At 54.8% G+C, this 16,160-nt stretch carries 15 protein-coding genes and 2 pseudogenes; 6 read left to right on the forward strand and 11 right to left on the reverse strand.

Translation table 11 applies throughout. The features are described 5' to 3' along the window. The first annotated feature begins 543 nt into the window (after nt 1-543). Nucleotides 544-1,821, forward strand: a complete 1,278-nt coding sequence (locus GIW79_RS25130) for an outer membrane protein transport protein (protein WP_198791693.1) — start codon at nt 544-546, stop codon at nt 1,819-1,821. A gap of 457 nt (nt 1,822-2,278) precedes the next feature. Here the strand turns inward: GIW79_RS25130 and GIW79_RS25135 are convergent, their stop codons facing one another. Genes GIW79_RS25135 through GIW79_RS25145 form a run of 3 tightly spaced genes read right to left on the reverse strand, consistent with a single transcriptional unit; the run spans nt 2,279 to nt 4,997 of the window. Beyond that, a complete protein-coding gene (locus tag GIW79_RS25135) occupies nt 2,279-2,836 on the reverse strand; it encodes an NADPH-dependent FMN reductase (protein ID WP_054896922.1) in 558 nt (185 codons plus the stop codon). Then, on the reverse strand, nt 2,833-3,786 hold the full coding sequence (locus GIW79_RS25140) for an NAD(P)H-dependent flavin oxidoreductase (protein WP_236455037.1): 954 nt from the start codon (nt 3,784-3,786) through the stop codon (nt 2,833-2,835). The genes GIW79_RS25135 and GIW79_RS25140 overlap by 4 nt, the downstream gene beginning before the upstream one ends. 17 nt (nt 3,787-3,803) lie before the next feature. Beyond that, on the reverse strand, nt 3,804-4,997 hold the full coding sequence (locus GIW79_RS25145) for an acyl-CoA dehydrogenase family protein (RefSeq protein ID WP_236455038.1): 1,194 nt from the start codon (nt 4,995-4,997) through the stop codon (nt 3,804-3,806). Between the two features lie 184 nt (nt 4,998-5,181). Here GIW79_RS25145 and GIW79_RS25150 point away from each other — a divergent pair, with 184 nt between their 5' ends. Together GIW79_RS25150 and GIW79_RS25155 are read left to right on the forward strand one after the other, a co-directional pair. Continuing rightward, nucleotides 5,182-5,844 (forward strand): TetR/AcrR family transcriptional regulator, encoded by a 663-nt coding sequence (locus GIW79_RS25150; RefSeq protein ID WP_082423385.1) that lies wholly within the window; start codon nt 5,182-5,184, stop codon nt 5,842-5,844. 423 nt (nt 5,845-6,267) lie between these two features. Further along, entirely contained in the window at nt 6,268-6,834 is a 567-nt protein-coding gene (locus tag GIW79_RS25155) for a Crp/Fnr family transcriptional regulator (protein ID WP_236455039.1), read from the forward strand. An 81-nt stretch (nt 6,835-6,915) separates the two neighbouring features. Here GIW79_RS25155 and GIW79_RS25160 read toward each other — a convergent pair. Further along, nucleotides 6,916-7,386, reverse strand: a pseudogene (locus GIW79_RS25160) (IS30-like element ISPsp4 family transposase); the annotation flags it as partial. A gap of 74 nt (nt 7,387-7,460) precedes the next feature. On the opposite strand from GIW79_RS25160, the pseudogene GIW79_RS25165 reads away from it, so the two are divergent. From GIW79_RS25165 to GIW79_RS25170, 3 genes and pseudogenes are all read left to right on the forward strand, one after another. Continuing rightward, nucleotides 7,461-7,973, forward strand: a pseudogene (locus GIW79_RS25165) (ISL3 family transposase); the annotation flags it as partial. Further along, nucleotides 7,974-8,135, forward strand: a complete 162-nt coding sequence (locus tag GIW79_RS29915) for a helix-turn-helix domain-containing protein (RefSeq protein ID WP_442968633.1) — start codon at nt 7,974-7,976, stop codon at nt 8,133-8,135. 189 nt (nt 8,136-8,324) lie between these two features. Next, entirely contained in the window at nt 8,325-9,104 is a 780-nt protein-coding gene (locus tag GIW79_RS25170) for an SDR family NAD(P)-dependent oxidoreductase (protein ID WP_236455040.1), read from the forward strand. Nucleotides 9,105-9,964: 860 nt separating this feature from the next. Here the strand turns inward: GIW79_RS25170 and GIW79_RS25175 are convergent. From GIW79_RS25175 to GIW79_RS25205, 7 genes are all read right to left on the reverse strand, one after another. Continuing rightward, nucleotides 9,965-10,735: a LexA family transcriptional regulator gene (locus GIW79_RS25175; RefSeq protein WP_034126892.1), complete on the reverse strand. Its 771-nt coding sequence runs from the start codon at nt 10,733-10,735 to the stop codon at nt 9,965-9,967. Nucleotides 10,736-10,946: 211 nt separating this feature from the next. Next, entirely contained in the window at nt 10,947-11,474 is a 528-nt protein-coding gene (gene ppa, locus GIW79_RS25180) for an inorganic diphosphatase (RefSeq protein WP_003176323.1), read from the reverse strand. A gap of 109 nt (nt 11,475-11,583) precedes the next feature. Next, entirely contained in the window at nt 11,584-12,399 is an 816-nt protein-coding gene (locus GIW79_RS25185; protein WP_057975558.1) for a zinc-dependent peptidase, read from the reverse strand. A 6-nt stretch (nt 12,400-12,405) separates the two neighbouring features. Further along, entirely contained in the window at nt 12,406-13,062 is a 657-nt protein-coding gene (locus GIW79_RS25190) for a DedA family protein (RefSeq protein ID WP_003194521.1), read from the reverse strand. Between the two features lie 321 nt (nt 13,063-13,383). Further along, a complete protein-coding gene (locus tag GIW79_RS25195) occupies nt 13,384-13,842 on the reverse strand; it encodes a GNAT family N-acetyltransferase (RefSeq protein ID WP_014720105.1) in 459 nt (152 codons plus the stop codon). 89 nt (nt 13,843-13,931) lie between these two features. Continuing rightward, the gene (gene eutC, locus GIW79_RS25200; protein ID WP_034126894.1) at nt 13,932-14,768 is read right to left on the reverse strand and encodes an ethanolamine ammonia-lyase subunit EutC; all 837 of its coding nucleotides are present in this window, start codon (nt 14,766-14,768) and stop codon (nt 13,932-13,934) included. Further along, the gene (locus tag GIW79_RS25205) at nt 14,765-16,159 is read right to left on the reverse strand and encodes an ethanolamine ammonia-lyase subunit EutB (RefSeq protein WP_054896914.1); all 1,395 of its coding nucleotides are present in this window, start codon (nt 16,157-16,159) and stop codon (nt 14,765-14,767) included. Before GIW79_RS25205 ends, eutC begins: the two co-directional genes overlap by 4 nt. Nucleotide 16,160 lies beyond the last annotated feature (1 nt).

Raw genomic sequence — 16,160 nt, forward strand, 5'->3', positions numbered from 1 at the left:
TGCTCGCGGCGGCTAAAAACACAGAAATAAGCGGGTGATCTGAGCGTTTTTGATCGATTTGCCGCTTTTAAAATCGGCAGGGGCTGAAGTCAGCCAGAAATACACAACTACTTCAGACCATCCTTAGTTCCACAAATGACCGCTTCAATTAGCGATTGGAACTTTGCTATGGATAACGTTGTTTTGGATTCGATGTCGTCACGCGACTCATGTCTCACTGACATAGCAATTTTATTGAGTGGCAGTTTTTCAAGCGTTGGTGGTAGTTGCGGAAAATACTCAATTCGGTCAGGCCGGTTCTACTCGTTGTCTAAGCGTATTGGGACGATCGAGAGGTCACGATTTTTCGGTTTGCTCTCCCGTTTTGCTTATTCAGACGATTTTCTCGAGCAGATTGTCTCCTAGGTGACACTTTGGGCTTTCTCGCCTTAATAGAATTAGAACTCCCATGTTTCACGCACGTTGTGAAAAGTGCATGCGCGCGTGGTAGGGCCCTTTGTGTATTCGTCAAAGGGCCATTTTACGAATCGGAGTCGGATAACAATGTATAAAAAGACTGTTTCTCGAGTTTTTGCCCTGAGTGCTTGTGCTATATCGCTTCAAGCATATTCCAACGGCGTCACAGTTAATGAGCAAAGTGCAAGTGGGGCGGGCACGGCATTTTCTGGCAGGGCATCGACTGTTCTGGACGCAAGTATTATCTACGGAAATCCCGCAGGATTAGTAAAGCTCAAGCGTTCGGAGATCAGCGGTGGTTTTGCAGTCATTGATCCGAGCATTGATATAAAAAATGTATCGAGCGGTGCTCGAGGTACTAATAAGGGTGATTCAGCTCCTATTACAACCATTCCGTTTGGGTACGCTTCGTCCCCCTTGAGTGATGACGTCAGTGTTGGGATAGGTGTGTATGCGCCGTTCGGACTGATCAACGACTATGAGTCTTCGTTCCAAGGTCGCTATCACGGTTCATATAGTATGGTAAAAGTCATCACTTTCCAGCCAACCATCAGCTTCCGAATCAATGACTTCATTTCTGTCGGAGGAGGTTTAACCATAAATCGTCTTGATGGCAAGTTGAAGAATGACTTGGCCACCGCAGCGCTTAACCCAACTGGAAAAGATACCGAACTCAAGATTAAGGGGGATGATACTGCTATCGGTTATAACCTTGGTGTGATGATCGACATCAGTGAGTCCGCCACGTGGGGCTTAGCCTACCATTCCAAGGTTGATTATAGCCTCAAAGGCCACATCAGCGTTTCGGAGTCCCCCGCTGCTTTTCGCTTGAACGGTCGATACGGCACGAGCATGGATGTCACTCTTCCAGAGTCTGTCGACACCTCACTGACATACCGCTTCGATGAGAAGTTGACTGGTTACCTTGGCACAACTTGGACACGCTGGAGTCGCCTGAAGGATTTGACTGCTGAGAATGAGGGAATCCCTCCGCTCGGCGTCGCTTTAGGATTTGGGACGGTGGGTGAGGAGGTCAACTTTCGTGATATTTGGTCAGTGGCTGTAGGTACTGCCTACCAATTGACACCGCAGTGGGTGCTGCGAACTGGCTTTGCCTACGATCCGTCTCCGACGACGAACGAAGATCGGATCGTTCGCATCCCTGTGGGGGATCGTCGAACAGTGACTGTTGGCGCAGGTTACTCTCCCTTGAGCGAGCTGACATTCGACATTGCATATGCTTACCTTTGGGAAAACGCTGCTCCGGTCAGTCAGTCAAACTCATCCGGTCTCCAGCCCGCATACAGTGCGAAGTACGAAAATAGCGCACATGGACTGACAGCGCAGATGACTTATCGCTTTTGACCGGGCGATGTTGATATCGCACTTCGGCGCCCTGCCGGGTAATTGCTCCGCTACGGTGGTTGTCAGATTTACTGGCTGTTCCTCATCTTTGCCAGAACAACCCTGACGATATAAAGGTTTCGTCTTTAAACGACCTCTACAGTGGTTTTCTGGCCGCGGACTGTACCGACAATATCATGGTATATTGCCTGTCGCTATGCAGAGTATTCTGGATAGCGATGGGGCCGAGGCCGACTATATAACTCTGATAACATGATCTTCGCGCCTCGGTCATACCAAGGTTTCCAGATACTTGGGTCCGTTTAAACCCCCGTTGACAAATTGGATGTAAGTTGTATAAGGCCGCGCGCTGCAATAGGCGTTTACGCGTGATGATCGGACGATTTACCAATTCATATAGAGTGGCCGATTCGGCGTAAGATCAGTCAAAGTTTCAGAGCGCGAAGTTGGCATTACGTCAATGAGACATTTGGCAGAACTCCAGCACTTGGTCGGTCATGATTTGTAATTGTTTATCCACCAGTTCGTCATTGCATGCACCGTCCGCCTCGAAAGTTGTCTGCGTCGAATTGATCACAACGCCCATAGGTGTGGGCCAGCCACGCAATGCATGAACGATACTGCGCAATCCCACTAGGGTAGCCGCGCCGGCCTGCCAGCCTGCCGCTAAACCGATGCAGCCCACGGCGCGACGACTTAGGTAGGGATGCGCATCGCCACGCGCCTCCTCCATATAGTCGAGAGCGTTTTTCATCAATCCAGAAAGCGCTCCGTGATAACCGGGCGAGGCCAGAATCACGCCATCGGCTTGCCGTATCTCGTTGAGCAAATCCTGCACCAGTGGGTGGGAAACCGGTGCTGAGCCATACAGGGGTAACTGCAGTTTTTCTCCCCCCAACAGTTTGATGCGAGCTCCACCGTTTTCTGCATGACTGAGGACGTTGAGCAGCACTCGCTCAGTCATTGAACCGGAGCGAGTAGTGCCACCGATAGCCACGATATAAGGTTTTTTCATTTCAGTGTCTCTTCCGTGCAGATGAAGGCCGGCCGGCGAACGGCCTGCCAGTAGTCGTTGACCAAACCGGCGATTAGCTCGCGTGCGGGCTCCGAACGCTTGATCGCATCCACGCCGTGTCCCGCGGACCGTACTTGAGTCCAGCGTCGTTTTGCGCCTTTGGGATCGGCGAAGTCGATCGCCGTGGACTTGCCCGGGTTGTCATCAGTGATATCCGCAAGATCCAAACTCTGCCGCAACCAGTTGGCTGCCACACCGGTGACTTGGTTGCTTAGCACCAGATCCTCGAAGCCAGATTCCACTAGAATTTTCCTGTAGTGCTCATCAGCGAGGCTTTCTTGGCAAGGAATGAAACGCGTACCCATGGATGCTAAATCTGCACCCAATAATTCGGCGGAGCGTACTGAAGCCCCCGTCATCAAGCCTCCGGCCAGTACCAAAATGCCGTCGAAGAACTCACGAACGGCGCCGACCATGGCGAAGCCGTTCATCTGTCCCGTATGCCCGCCAGATCCGGCACTGACTAAAATCAGGCCATCAGCGCCTGCCTTAGCGGCCTCCCTTGCATATTTCAGCGAGTTGACATCCGCTAGTACGCGGCCACCGTATCTCTGTACCCGCTCGATTACCGCCTTGGGACTGCCAAGCGCAGTGATCACGAGTGGTGGCTTGAACTCTTCAACTAACTCGAGATCTTGCGATAGACGATCATTACTGCGGTGTACCACTAGGTTGACCGCCCAAGGCGCATCCTTTTCGGTAAGCGTCTGGCTAATCTGCAATAGCCATTCTCGAAGAATCGCAGGAGTGCGGGCGTTGGGAGTCGGAAAGCTACCAATTACACCGTTTCGGCAACACTCGATCACCATTTGCGGTCCAGAAATGAGGAACATTGGAGCCGCGATTAGCGGCAATGCAAGACGTGAACGCCACTCCGTAGGAATGCTCATTGGAGGTCTCCTCTGTTTCAGAACATAGAGACGTTGGTATCGAGCCCAAGGAATAGCCGCCCGACCACTTCATAGGTGGATTCACTCACCATGAAGTGTTGGGTGACTACGTGGATGTCACGCAGACATTGCTGCAGGGGCGAACTGTCAAAAATCGAAGAGCCACCACCCAGTTGATACATGCTGGTAACGATGTTACGGGCGATCTCTACTGCGTAAGTCGTAGCCAAGCGAATATCGCGGCGCTTTTCAAGGGCAATCACACCTTGCTGCTCGGCCTCATTCCACGCCTGACGAACGGATTCCATCAAGAAAGCCCTCGCTGAGCGCAAGCCAGCCTCGGCCTTTGCTATTGCCTGTTGCGTGCCCGGACGTTGATCCAGGGTTTTGCCGCTGAACTGCGGTGTTCGCACTTTGGCTAGGTCGCACAGGCTGTCCAGCGCATGTCGGGCTATACCCAGCGCCACAGCACCTACGCCAATACCGAGCAGGCCGAATGCGGGAAACCGATAAAGCGTTCGAGGCAGCGGCTCATCATCCGTAAGCGAGGCGCTGTGATGTTCAGCTACGAATACGTCATGCACTTCGAACTCGCCGCTGCCACTTCCACGTAGCCCAAACGTGTCCCAGTTGTTCAGCCAAGTCACTTGGTCTCGACGGAATACCATCATCTGCACACCTGTAAAACCGTCGGCGAGGATTTCTGGTTTGCCCTGCTCGTTGAGGACCATGCAGCCACCGAGGACGATGTCAGCATTTTTGCTTGCCGACCCCCATGCCCAGCGACCACTGATGCGAAAGCCCGGTACGCCGTCGCGCACTTCACGTGTGGCTTTGCCACGCGGAGCGAACACACCCGCCGCCTTTAGCTGAGGATTGGAAAACAGTTCCGACGCGCCCTCATTGGGTAGATAGGCGGCGAGAATACAAGCGGTGCAGTCGATGAATGTGCACCAGGCAGCCGAGGCCTCGTAGCTTGCCAGCCGCTCAATAACTTCGACAAAGGTCTCCACACTCACTTCCAGTCCACCATACTCGCGCGGCGTCAGCATACGGTACAGTCCGGCGCCGGCCAGCGCTTCGGCCAAGTCTTGAGGCAGGAATCGATTGGCTTCGATCTCCTTGCTCCGGGCCGCACAGCGACGCCCAAGATCATCGGCCGAGGCCAAGAGGTCTTCACGCTGGGAATCGGAAGGGGCAACAGTGCTCATTTATTGTTCTCCTGTTTTCAAGCGGGTGGCAGACAGCTGCACAGAAAAGTACTCCAAGTGGAGTACTTTAACTTTTATCCGAGTGGATAATTTTGTCAATAGGCGCGTATCTGAAATAATCACCCCTCATGCCGCAGCCGGAAAAATTGGCCGTGGAGAACCGTCTTCCTCCTCAGGTCTTGTCATGACAGAACTGCATTCGAATAAACCGTCGCCGTCCCGCTGCGACGAAAACCTTTCCGCTAAAGGGGAGCAGCGCCGCCTTTCGCTGATTGAAGCAGCCATGCGTCTGATCGTTCGCGATGGGCATCACAGCCTCAGCTTGCGCAGCGTGGCCAAGGAGGCGGGTTGCAGTCATGGCTCGGTTGCTTACTATTTCGGTTCGAAGGGCGCATTGATGTCGGCAGCCATCGACCATGCCTGCGAGAAAATCGCCATCAGTTTCAGCGAAATCGCTCCTGACTTAGAGGCCTGTGCACACGACCCAGCACGGTTCGCTACGCTCATCGCCCAATACAACACTCGCCTGCTGATTGAGGATCGCAGTATGGGGATCGCTGTATACGAACTGAATCTTGCCGGTGCCCACGACCCGAGCTTGCGCCCAGCCCTATCAAAGTGGGGACGTATACACGCTGACCTTTGCAGAGAGGCGTTTCTGAAGCTCGGCTCGCAGGACCCAGGCGCCGACTTTGCCTTCGTCTTGCATGCCATCGGCGGCTTGGTCATTGCTCAGTTATCCCTTCCACGCAAGGACTTCGAGCATCGGATTTTCCTACCCGCCATCGAGCGTTTGGTATTCAGTGTTGCTGGACTCGCGCCGAGAGCTGCTCAAGCTAAATCCTAGTGTGGCGTGTTAATACGTAGAGTAATAAAGCATTAAACAATATATAAGTTATTGTGTTACTCATGATTGTTGTGGGGGCTGACGTACCACGTTGAAGGTGGGGGCGCATTTGCCAGTCTGATCGAGGGGGCAGGGTTCGGTATTTAGATCGGCTTTTTTGCAGTTGTGTTGATATATAAGGCTGAGGTTGTGGAGGGTTGGCTTCTAATCAAGTCTGGCGCGTAGTCTCTTTTTCGTAGGTCAATAACAGTAATCGACGAGCGTATCGCCAACCACAGGTTGTCCGAATTTGCGTGACGGCTTGTAGTCGTGATTTGATGTGGTGAGGGCGCAACCTGGTAAGCCGTACCTTGAACATATTCTGGCGGCGAATAGGTCGGTTGGTTAGAGACGATTGATTACATGCGAAAGGGGAGTGATGAAATGACCGGTTTTAATTGGATCGAAGACTTGAGTCCTTCGGCTAGCGAAGCTTTGCGTGAAAAGTCACGCATACGTAGCCTGCCTGGTGGCATTACTCTGTACCGTCAGCGTGATCCAATGACGGAGGTCTTTCAGATTGTTTCTGGCGCGGTTCGGCAATGTATATTAACCGCGGATGGTCAAGAAGTTCTGATCTATATCTATAGGCCCGGAGATGTAATCGGTGACAGCGCTGTAGCTAGCAATGAATCGTATTCGATAAACTTTATCACGCGGGGGAAGTCGGTATTAAGAGTATGGGGGGCGCGTGACTTTAATGATCTTAGGGCTCGTTATCATGACATTGAAGCGGCTATAGTTGCGCAGACTAATCGTCGACTCAAAGGTGCGCTTCAGATAATCGAGGAGCTTTTGACGCTGCCGGTCGCCGCCCGCATAGCGTCTCGGTTTGTTTCTTTGGCACAGATGCAAAAGTCAGAAAAAGTTGCTGTCAGCCTGAGTTTGTCCCAATCAGATATAGGCTTGATGGTTGGCAGTGCTCGACCTAATGTGGCTCTTCGCATTTAAGGGTGTAGAAAAAATCTGACCGGCTGGAAAAGGAGTCGAGGATCTTAGAAAAGGCGGTTGCAGGAGCTGAGTGCAACACGGTTATTGAATTGACGCAGGAGCATCATATTGCATAGCCAAGGCTTTCTGCATCACTTCGCTCATGACTTCGATAGGACATTTGAAATCGAAGCGCTTACGTGGACGCATGTTCAGTTGAAACGCAATGGCATCCAGTTCTTCTTGGCTATGTACCGACAAGTCAGTGCCCTTGGGCAGGTACTGGCGGATCAGGCCATTAATGTTTTCGTTGCTGCCGCGCTGCCAAGGGCTGTGCGGGTCGCAGAAGTAGATCGCCACACCGGTTCTCTGGGTGATCTCGGCGTGCTGTGCCATTTCCCGGCCCTGGTCGTAGGTCATGCTCTTGCGCATCGCCAGCGGCATGTTATTGAGGGCGGCGCTGAAGCCCTCCATCGCCGAGGTCGCCGTCGCGTCGTTCATCTTCACCAGCATCAGGTAACCACTAGTGCGCTCCACCAGCGTACCTACAGACGAGGCGTTAGCCTTACCCTTGGCGGTTGCAGGAGCTGAGTGCAACACGGTTATTGAATTGACGCAGGAGCATCATATTGCATAGCCAAGGCTTTCTGGATGAATGCCGCCGGCGTGTGCAACACGACATCCTGGGCCGCAGAGGGCGTAAAAATGACCCGCTCTACAAAAGCCGTCGAACGCTACTGACTCGGATCAGCTACCTGTCTGACGCCAACAAAAAGCAACTGTTCCAGCTGTTTGCAGATGAGCACCACCTCGAAGTGGATTGCACCTGGAGCATGTACCAACGGGTGGTCAGCGCCTACAACGAGCCGGATCGAAAACGTGGTAAAAAACTCATGGAAGAGGTCATAAATATCATTACAGCCAGCGACTTGCCCAAAGCGCTCATCGAGGTGAAAGGCTTGGGGGAAACGCTGAAAAAATACGCTGAGAGCATCCTTGCCTACTTCGACCGGCCAGGAACCAGCAACGGTCCAACAGAAGCTATCAACGGGCGACTTGAGCACTTACGAGGTACCGCCTTGGGCTTTAGAAATTTAACCAATTACATAGCCAGGTGCTTGCTGAAGTCAGGAGGGTTTAGAAATCAGCTACACCCTTAAATGCGAAGAGCCCCTAATGTTAACCGAGCAATAAGGGAATTGCGCGAGTTGGGTCTAATAGAAACCGATTACGGTAGAATTTTGGTAAAGAATAGGGAAGGGCTTGTCCGCTACATAAACGATCATGGTCGTCAAACTAAAAACAATATAGATGATGAATGATACGACATCGCGACGGGTGATGTTGCATGAGAAGGTACAAGAGTGTCATTTGTATGACGTTGTTAGGGAGCGACTCTTTCTATCATACGGGCCCGGTGTGTGACCCAGGGCGGATCGGGTTCATTACAAAAATCGAAGCGCTTTAAAATTGTTCTCTGATACGCACACGTCCGGTGGGTAGCATTAAAAATGAATAGTAATAATAAGCTTTTTGATGTGTCTGGCAAGGTTGCTGTCGTAACTGGAGGCACTCGAGGGATAGGTTTCATGATTGCCAAAGGGCTGGTGCAGAACGGGGTTAAAACCTATGTGGTATCTCGCAGTTCTGAAGCCTGTGCACAAGCAGAAGCTGATTTGAAACAATATGGTGAGGCGATCGCAATCGCTGCCGACTTGGCAGACCTAGCGCAGCTGGACGTTGTGGTCGAAAAAATTTTGGCGTGTGAGCCAGAAATCGACATTTTGGTAAATAATGCTGGCGTCACTTGGGGGGCGAGTTTTGATGCGTTTCCTGAAGCTGGGTGGGATAAGGTGATTGATCTCAATGTGAAATCTGTCTTCTTCTTAACTCAGCGCTTGGTGAACGCGTTAAAGGCAGCCGGCAGCCTCGCGGATCCATCTCGAGTGATTAACATCGGTTCTGTCGACGGGATTAGTGTTCCTGAGTTTGAAAATTATTCATATTCAACAAGTAAGGCAGCGGTGCACCATTTGACCCGCCATTTAGCGTGCGATCTCGCGTATGCAAACATTAACGTTAATGCTATAGCGGTAGGCCCTTTCAAAACTAAAATGACAGAGTTTATGCTTGGTAAGCATGGCGATGCTATAATAAAGTCAATGCCGCGCGGACGTCTTGGTATTGAATCAGATATCGTTGGAACCGTTATTTTTCTAACGTCCGCGGCATCGTCGTTTATGACTGGAGCAGTGATTCCGCTTGATGGCGGTTGTTCAATCAGTCGATAAGAATGCACCCGCTGATAGACTTTAAAAAGATCGAAATATTCTCTATTAGAGTAATTGAGGTGGCCGGGTAGTTGTGAAAAATCAGTTTTTTCGCGGTCCACTCGCTGGTAAAAATCAAACAATATTTAATATTAGTGTTGCAATGTTCTGGAGGCGATAGTGGCCGCTGCGCTTGCGATGCTCTGTTTTGCAGCTTGAGCGCGCGTGAATATTTTCAGGGCGTTGCGGGGTTGTGAGCTAGAACTTTTTCCCAATGGGTTTAGGGAGGCGGAAGCCACGACCTTCTGGAATACTTCCCATTTTTTATTGCGGTAAAATTATTGTCTGCAGTGTACTTCGCTTTGGGGGCTATTGTTAATGCAATTGAGTTATGGTCTGTGTGTCATCTAATATTAAATGTGATTTCTGTGTTCGATATGCTATTAATTATCTGCCAGGTGTTTGCTGTTTCTCTGTGGTTGCAATAATTAAATATCAAGCGCGTTTTTTCTTGGTGGTGATTGCGGGTGTTGTAAAACTCGGCTAGCTGAGTTTTCCCTAAAGCCATATTTACGGATGGGTTAATTAAAGAACACCATGGGAAAGAGAAATGGCCGAAAGCCCCGAAATATCTTAGCTATCAGGAAGATTCTCGGATGGGGCAGGATTATTTCGGACATTAAAAAGCCGGCTTGTGGCCGGCTTCTCGGGGACTGCCTCAGCTTGTTTTTGACAAACCTCACCAGCCTTCAAATCGCTCAGCCCACATTGCGTCAGGCTGAATAGTAGGGGCATCCGCGGGAACTCCTCCGCTTCGCCGGCAGGGAATCAGCTAAAAGCGACCCCTGCCAAATGTGCGGCGCATGATACCCACATTCACTTCAGTTGCCCACCTCCGGTTCCGATTTAGAGCCTTCCCAGCCCAGCAGGTGTTCATCCAGTGGCACCGGTGGGCGGCGGTTGTTGAGGGTGGACCACCAGAATACCCAGCCGACGATCTTGAAGCTTTGCTCGAAGCGTTCCTCGTGGTTCAGATATTCGTCCGGGTGTTCGCTGGCGTTGTGGCTGCGCATGCGCAGGCCGCCGCCAGGGCGGTTGTAGAGGTATTTGATGCGCAGCATGCCGTCGTGTTCGACGGCGTAGATTTCGCCGTCGATGATTTGGGTGCGGCCTCGGTCGATGGCGAGGGTGGCGCCTTGTTGGATGATGTCGATCATGCTGTTGTCGACCATGTAGGCGCCTATCGCGCGGTCGGGGTTGACGTTGAGGGTTTCCAGATTGTGCAAGGAGACGCGGATGCGTTCGGTTGAGGTGAAGGTGGGGTGGAGAGGGATCTCCACGTCGGTTTTTTCCGGGCGGCAGGCGGGGCCTGTGAGGTATTTGCCTGTGTCTTCGCGGGTGGTTGCAATCCTTGCGATGGGGCCTTCCAACAGGTAGTTGGCAGGCGGGTGCTTGGGGCCTTTACCGTCGCTTAACCAGCGACTTGAGACGCACAGCAATTCTGCGATCTCGTTGAGTCGGCCCATGGGGACGCCGCGTTTGAACCAGTTGTTCACGTGCTGAGGCGTGACGCCGCGGTTCTTGGCGAAGTCGGAGGCGGAAAGATGAACTTCCCGTAGTAGTGCTTTTAAACGATCACCTGATGTATTCATAAACGCAGAGTTTACTGGCCGGAAAGTCCCATCAAATAAACCATGCGTTGATTTGCAGTTGTAGGATCTGGCTTAGTTATGGCTTGATCTTTCATATGTGCAACTTGGTTAAACGCTGCAACTAAACATTGAACTTGATGTTTAGTCTGGCCCATAAAAAAGCCCCGAATTAACGGGGCTTTTTATTTGCCGTGGCACTGAGGTGCGGGTATCAGCCTTTGTAGGCAGCAACCGACTTCATGATCTCGGCGCGGGCGGCGTCTGCGTTGCCCCAACCGTCGATCTTCACCCATTTGCCTTTTTCGAGGTCTTTGTAGTTCTCGAAGAAGTGCTTGATCTGTTCCAGCAGCAGTGGCGGCAGGTCGGTGTATTCCTTCACGTCCACGTACAGCTGGGACAGCTTGTCGTGTGGCACTGCGATGACTTTGGCATCGCCGCCGCCGTCGTCGGTCATGTTCAGGATGCCGACTGGGCGGGCGCGGATAACCGAGCCTGGGGTGACCGGGTAAGGGGTCACGACCAGCACGTCGAGGGGGTCACCGTCGTCAGCCAGGGTGTTGGGGATGAAACCGTAGTTGGCCGGGTAGAACATCGGGGTGGCCATGAAACGGTCAACGAACAGGCAGTCGCTGTCTTTGTCGATTTCGTATTTGATCGGCGCGTGGTTGGCCGGAATTTCGATGGCGACGTAGATGTCGTTCGGCAGGTCTTTGCCAGCCGGAATCTTGCTGTAGCTCATTGGGCGTTGCCCCCGTTAGTTGGCCATATGACATGGCCGGATTGGCCTAAAAGTGGCGGCGATTATAGGCATATTCTGACGCCGATGCCATGCGCCAAGCGTCGTACGGTCATTCGCCCTGTGGCGAGTAGCGCGGGTCGCTGGCTTGCAGTTGAGTCAGGCGGGCCAGCGGATCTTGGCGATAAAAGCGGCTGAGTTGGGCGTACACCTGTGGATAACTGTTGACCAGTAAATCCGGGGCGCTGAAGAAATACTCGCTGGTGACGGCAAAGAACTCCGCCGGGTTTTCCGCAGCGTAAGGGTCTATCTCGGTCTCGGCGTCCGGGTTGGCGTCCAACTGGCGGTTGAGGTCATCGAAGGCGCCTTGCATGACGCTGGCCCAGTCCTGCACGCGCATGTCATGGTGCAGCGGCGGCAGGCCGTTGGCGTCGCCGTTGAGCATGTCCAGCTTGTGCGCCAGCTCGTGGATGACCAGGTTGTAGCCTTCCCATTGGCCGCTGGCGAGCACACCAGGCCAGGCGAGAATCACCGGGCCTTGTTGCCAGGCTTCGCCGCTGTGTTCGCCGTCCCATTCGTGCTCCACGCCACTGGCATCGCGATGGCGTTGCGGGCTGAGGAAGTCGTCGGGGTACAGCACGATCTCATGGAAACCCTGGTACCAGTCGAGGTCGCCCAGGTTCATCAGCGGCAATTGCGCCTGGGCGGCGAGCAACAGGCGTTGTTCCTGATGCAGTTCGACGCCGGGCAGGGCGGTGAGGTGTTTTTCGCTGAGGAACACCACGCAGGCTTCGCGCAGCCACTGGTCTTGCTCCGGCGTGATGCCGTCGAGGAAGGTCAGGTGGTGGCGCACCCGTTGCCAGGTGTCATCGGCAATCGGGTGCTTGGCCAGCAGGCGCCGGCGACGCCAGGCGCTGAGGGACCACACGGGCGGTCAGTGCGGGTTGGCTTCGGAGGACGTGCGGCCAAAGCGGCTGCGCACTACGCCAATAATCATCGGCACCAGTGACAGCAGGATGATGAACACCACAAGCAGCGACAGGTTCTTCTTGATAAAAGGCACGTTGCCGAAGAAGTAACCCAAGGTCACCAAGCCACCGACCCACAGGATGGTGCCCAGTACGCTGAAGCCGAAGAAGCGCGGATACGGCATCTTGGCCACGCCCGCGACGAACGGCGCGAAGGTACGCAGGATCGGCAGGAAGCGCGCCAGGGTCACGGTCTTGCCGCCGTGCTTGTCGTAGAAGTCGTGGGTTTTTTGCAGGTAGTCGCGGCGGAAGATCTTGGAGTTCGGGTTGCTGAACAAGCGCTCGCCCGCCGTTCGTCCGATCACGTAGTTGGTGCTATCGCCGAGGATGGCCGCCAGCATCAGCAGGCCGGCCAGCAGGACTGGGTCCATACCGCCGCCAGCCGCTACAGCACCGGCGATGAACAGCAAGGAGTCGCCCGGCAGGAAAGGCATGACCACCAGGCCGGTTTCGCAAAAAATCACCAGGAACAGAATGGCGTAGATCCACGGACCGTAATTGGTTACCAGCATGTCGAGGTAGACGTCGAGATGCAGGATAAGGTCGAGCGGGTTGAAATCCATGGATGGCACCTGTGTGAATAGCCCGACTCAGCGGGCTTGTGCGGAAGCTCAGGCAATAAGGCTACAAGTAATTGTCGCGGTTCTTACAACCCTGAAAGGTCGGCATTATACGGATTGAGAGGTGAAAAGCGTGTGGCTTTTGTAGCGGGGAGTGTCGCGAAATTGTGAAGGGGTTGGGCTTCAAGCCAGTCGCCGGATCCAATGTGGGAGCTGGCTTGCCCGCGATAGCGGTGGGTCAGTATGAGAAATGCTCGCTGACACTCCGCCATCGCAGGCAAGCCAGCTCCCACAAGGATAGTGCGGTGTCTGGCTGACTGGTTTTCAGTCTTCGTTGATCGGCAACACGTAGTTTTTGAATTCGGTGTCTTCGCGAAACCCAATCGATTCATAGGTCTTCTGCGCCACGTCGTTATCGCTGCTGGTCGATACCCGCAACCGTACAGCGTGGGTGTCCTTGGCCATTTTCTTGGCCGTGCGCATCAGGTTGTCAGCCACCAGTTGCCGGCGTGCGTCCTCGGCCACATAGATGTCGTTGAGGATCCACACCCGCTTGAGCGACAGCGAAGAAAAACTCGGATACAGCTGGCAAAACCCCAGCAGCCGCTTGTCGTCATCGTCGGCCAGGGCCAGGTAGATCACCGACTCCTTGCGCCGCAGGCGCTTTTCCAGGAAGGCCCGTGACGAGTCCGGGAACGGCAAGGCCCCGTAGAACTCGCGGTATTTGACGAACAACGGGGTCAACAGGTCCAGGTGTTCCAGGGTCGCTTGAGTAATCCGCATGCCAGGCCTCAACTTCCAAATGGGGTATGACCACACGAGCGGCCGTGACTCGATGCTGCCTAATGACGCCAAAAAGCGCAATCGTGCCGCTATCGGTCATCCGCCGGGCTGAGCAGGAAATTGCCCTTCATCAGGTCCGGGTCGTCGGATTCGAGGGTCTGAACCTGTGCCTCATCCTTGAGATTGACCCCCGACAACTGCCGGCGACACGCCTCTCGCATCAAGTACAGCAGGCGATGGGCCGCCATGCCATAACTCAAGCCCTCCAGCCGCACATTGGAGATGCAGTTGCGATAGGCATCGGTGAGGCCGACCTTGGGGTTGTAGGTGAAATACAGGCCCAGGCTGTCCGGCGAGCTGAGCCCCGGTCGTTCGCCGATCAGGATCACCACCATCTTGGCGCCCAGTAGCTGCCCGATTTCATCGGCCACCGCCACGCGGCCTTGCTCCACCAGAATCACCGGTGACAAGGACCAGCCTTCGGCGTGGGTCTGTTCTTCCAGGCGCGCCAGAAACGGCGCTGTATGTTTATGCACGGCCAGTGCCGACAGGCCATCGGCCACCACGATGGCCAAGTCCACGCCACCGGGTTGGGCCAGGGCGTAGTCGCGCAGCGTTTGCGCCGACTCATCGCTCAGGCGTCGCCCAAGGTCCGGGCGTTGCAGGTAGATGTGCCGGTCCGTGGCGGCGCTGTGCAACAACAGGCTGTCTCGGCCACGTTCGGCCAGTTGGTGGCTGAGCCCGGCGTGATCGAAGGGCAGGTGCACCGCGTCCCGCGCCTGGGCGTGGGCAAACTGGAAGTCCAGTTGGGCGCTGGTGGGAAGGCTGGTGCCGGTGCGGCCCAGGGCAATACGCGCCGGGGTCAGGCGGCGCAGTTCCAGCCACGGGTTGTCAGGCAATTCTGGTTGCACAGTCGGCTCCTTCATCCCAATTGCGCCAAGGCGTGACGAAAGGCCGGTGGCAGGCTGTTGCCAAAGTGCACCTTGCCATCGGCCTGCGTGAAGATGCCCATTTTCGCCAGCCACTGCTCGAACTCCGGCGCCGGTTTTAAACCCAATGTTTGCCGCGCGTACAGAGCGTCGTGGAACGAGGTGGTCTGGTAGTTGAGCATGATGTCGTCGGAGCCGGGGATGCCCATGATGAAGTTGATGCCGGCCACACCGAGCAGGGTCAGCAGGGTGTCCATGTCGTCCTGGTCGGCTTCGGCGTGGTTGGTGTAGCAGATATCGCAACCCATGGGCACGCCGAGCAGTTTGCCGCAGAAGTGGTCTTCCAGGCCGGCGCGGATAATCTGCTTGCCGTTGTACAGGTACTCCGGGCCGATAAAACCGACCACGGTGTTCACCAGAAACGGCTTGAAGTGCCGCGCCACGGCGTAGGCACGGGTTTCACAGGTTTGCTGGTCGACGCCAAAGTGCGCATTGGCCGACAAGGCGCTGCCCTGGCCGGTTTCGAAGTACATCAGGTTCTGGCCCAGGGTGCCGCGCTTGAGGCTCAAGCCGGCGTCGTAACCTTCCTGCAGCACGTTCAGGTTGATCCCGAAACTGGCATTGGCCGCTTCGGTACCGGCAATTGACTGAAACACCAGGTCCAGCGGTACGCCGCGGTTGATCGCTTCGATGGAGGTGGTGACGTGGGTGAGCACGCAGGCCTGGGTGGGGATTTCGTAGCGCTGGATGATCGCGTCCAGCATCTCGAGCATGGCGCAGATCGAGGCGATGCTGTCGGTGGCCGGGTTGATGCCGATCATGGCGTCGCCGTTGCCGTACAGCAGGCCGTCGAGAATGCTCGCGGCGATGCCGGCCGGTTCGTCGGTGGGGTGGTTGGGCTGCAAGCGCGTGGACAAGCGCCCGCGCAGGCCCAGGGTGCCGCGAAACTGGGTGACCACGCGGATCTTCTGCGCCACCAGCACTAGGTCTTGCACGCGCATGATCTTGGACACGGCCGCGGCCATTTCCGGTGTCAGCCCTGGCGCCAATGCGCGTAGGGTATGTTCATCAGCCGCATCGCTGAGCAGCCAGTCGCGCAGGCCGCCGACGGTGAGGTGGCTGACCGCTGCAAACGCCTGTTTATCGTGGGTGTCGATGATCAGCCGGGTGACTTCATCGCTTTCATAAGGAATTAGTGCTTCTTGCAGGAAGTGCTTGAGCGGGATATTCGCCAGCGCCATCTGCGCCGCCACACGCTCACCGTCATTCTGGGCGGCGACACCGGCGAGGAAGTCCCCGGAGCGTGCGGGGCTGGCCTTGGCCATCACGTCCTTGAGGCTGTCGAAGCGGTAGGTTTGAGCACCCACCGCGTGGGAAAAACTTGCCATA

It is taken from the genome of Pseudomonas sp. PA-7-1E, assembly GCF_021605325.1.
Lineage (GTDB): Bacteria > Pseudomonadota > Gammaproteobacteria > Pseudomonadales > Pseudomonadaceae > Aquipseudomonas > Aquipseudomonas fluorescens_BV.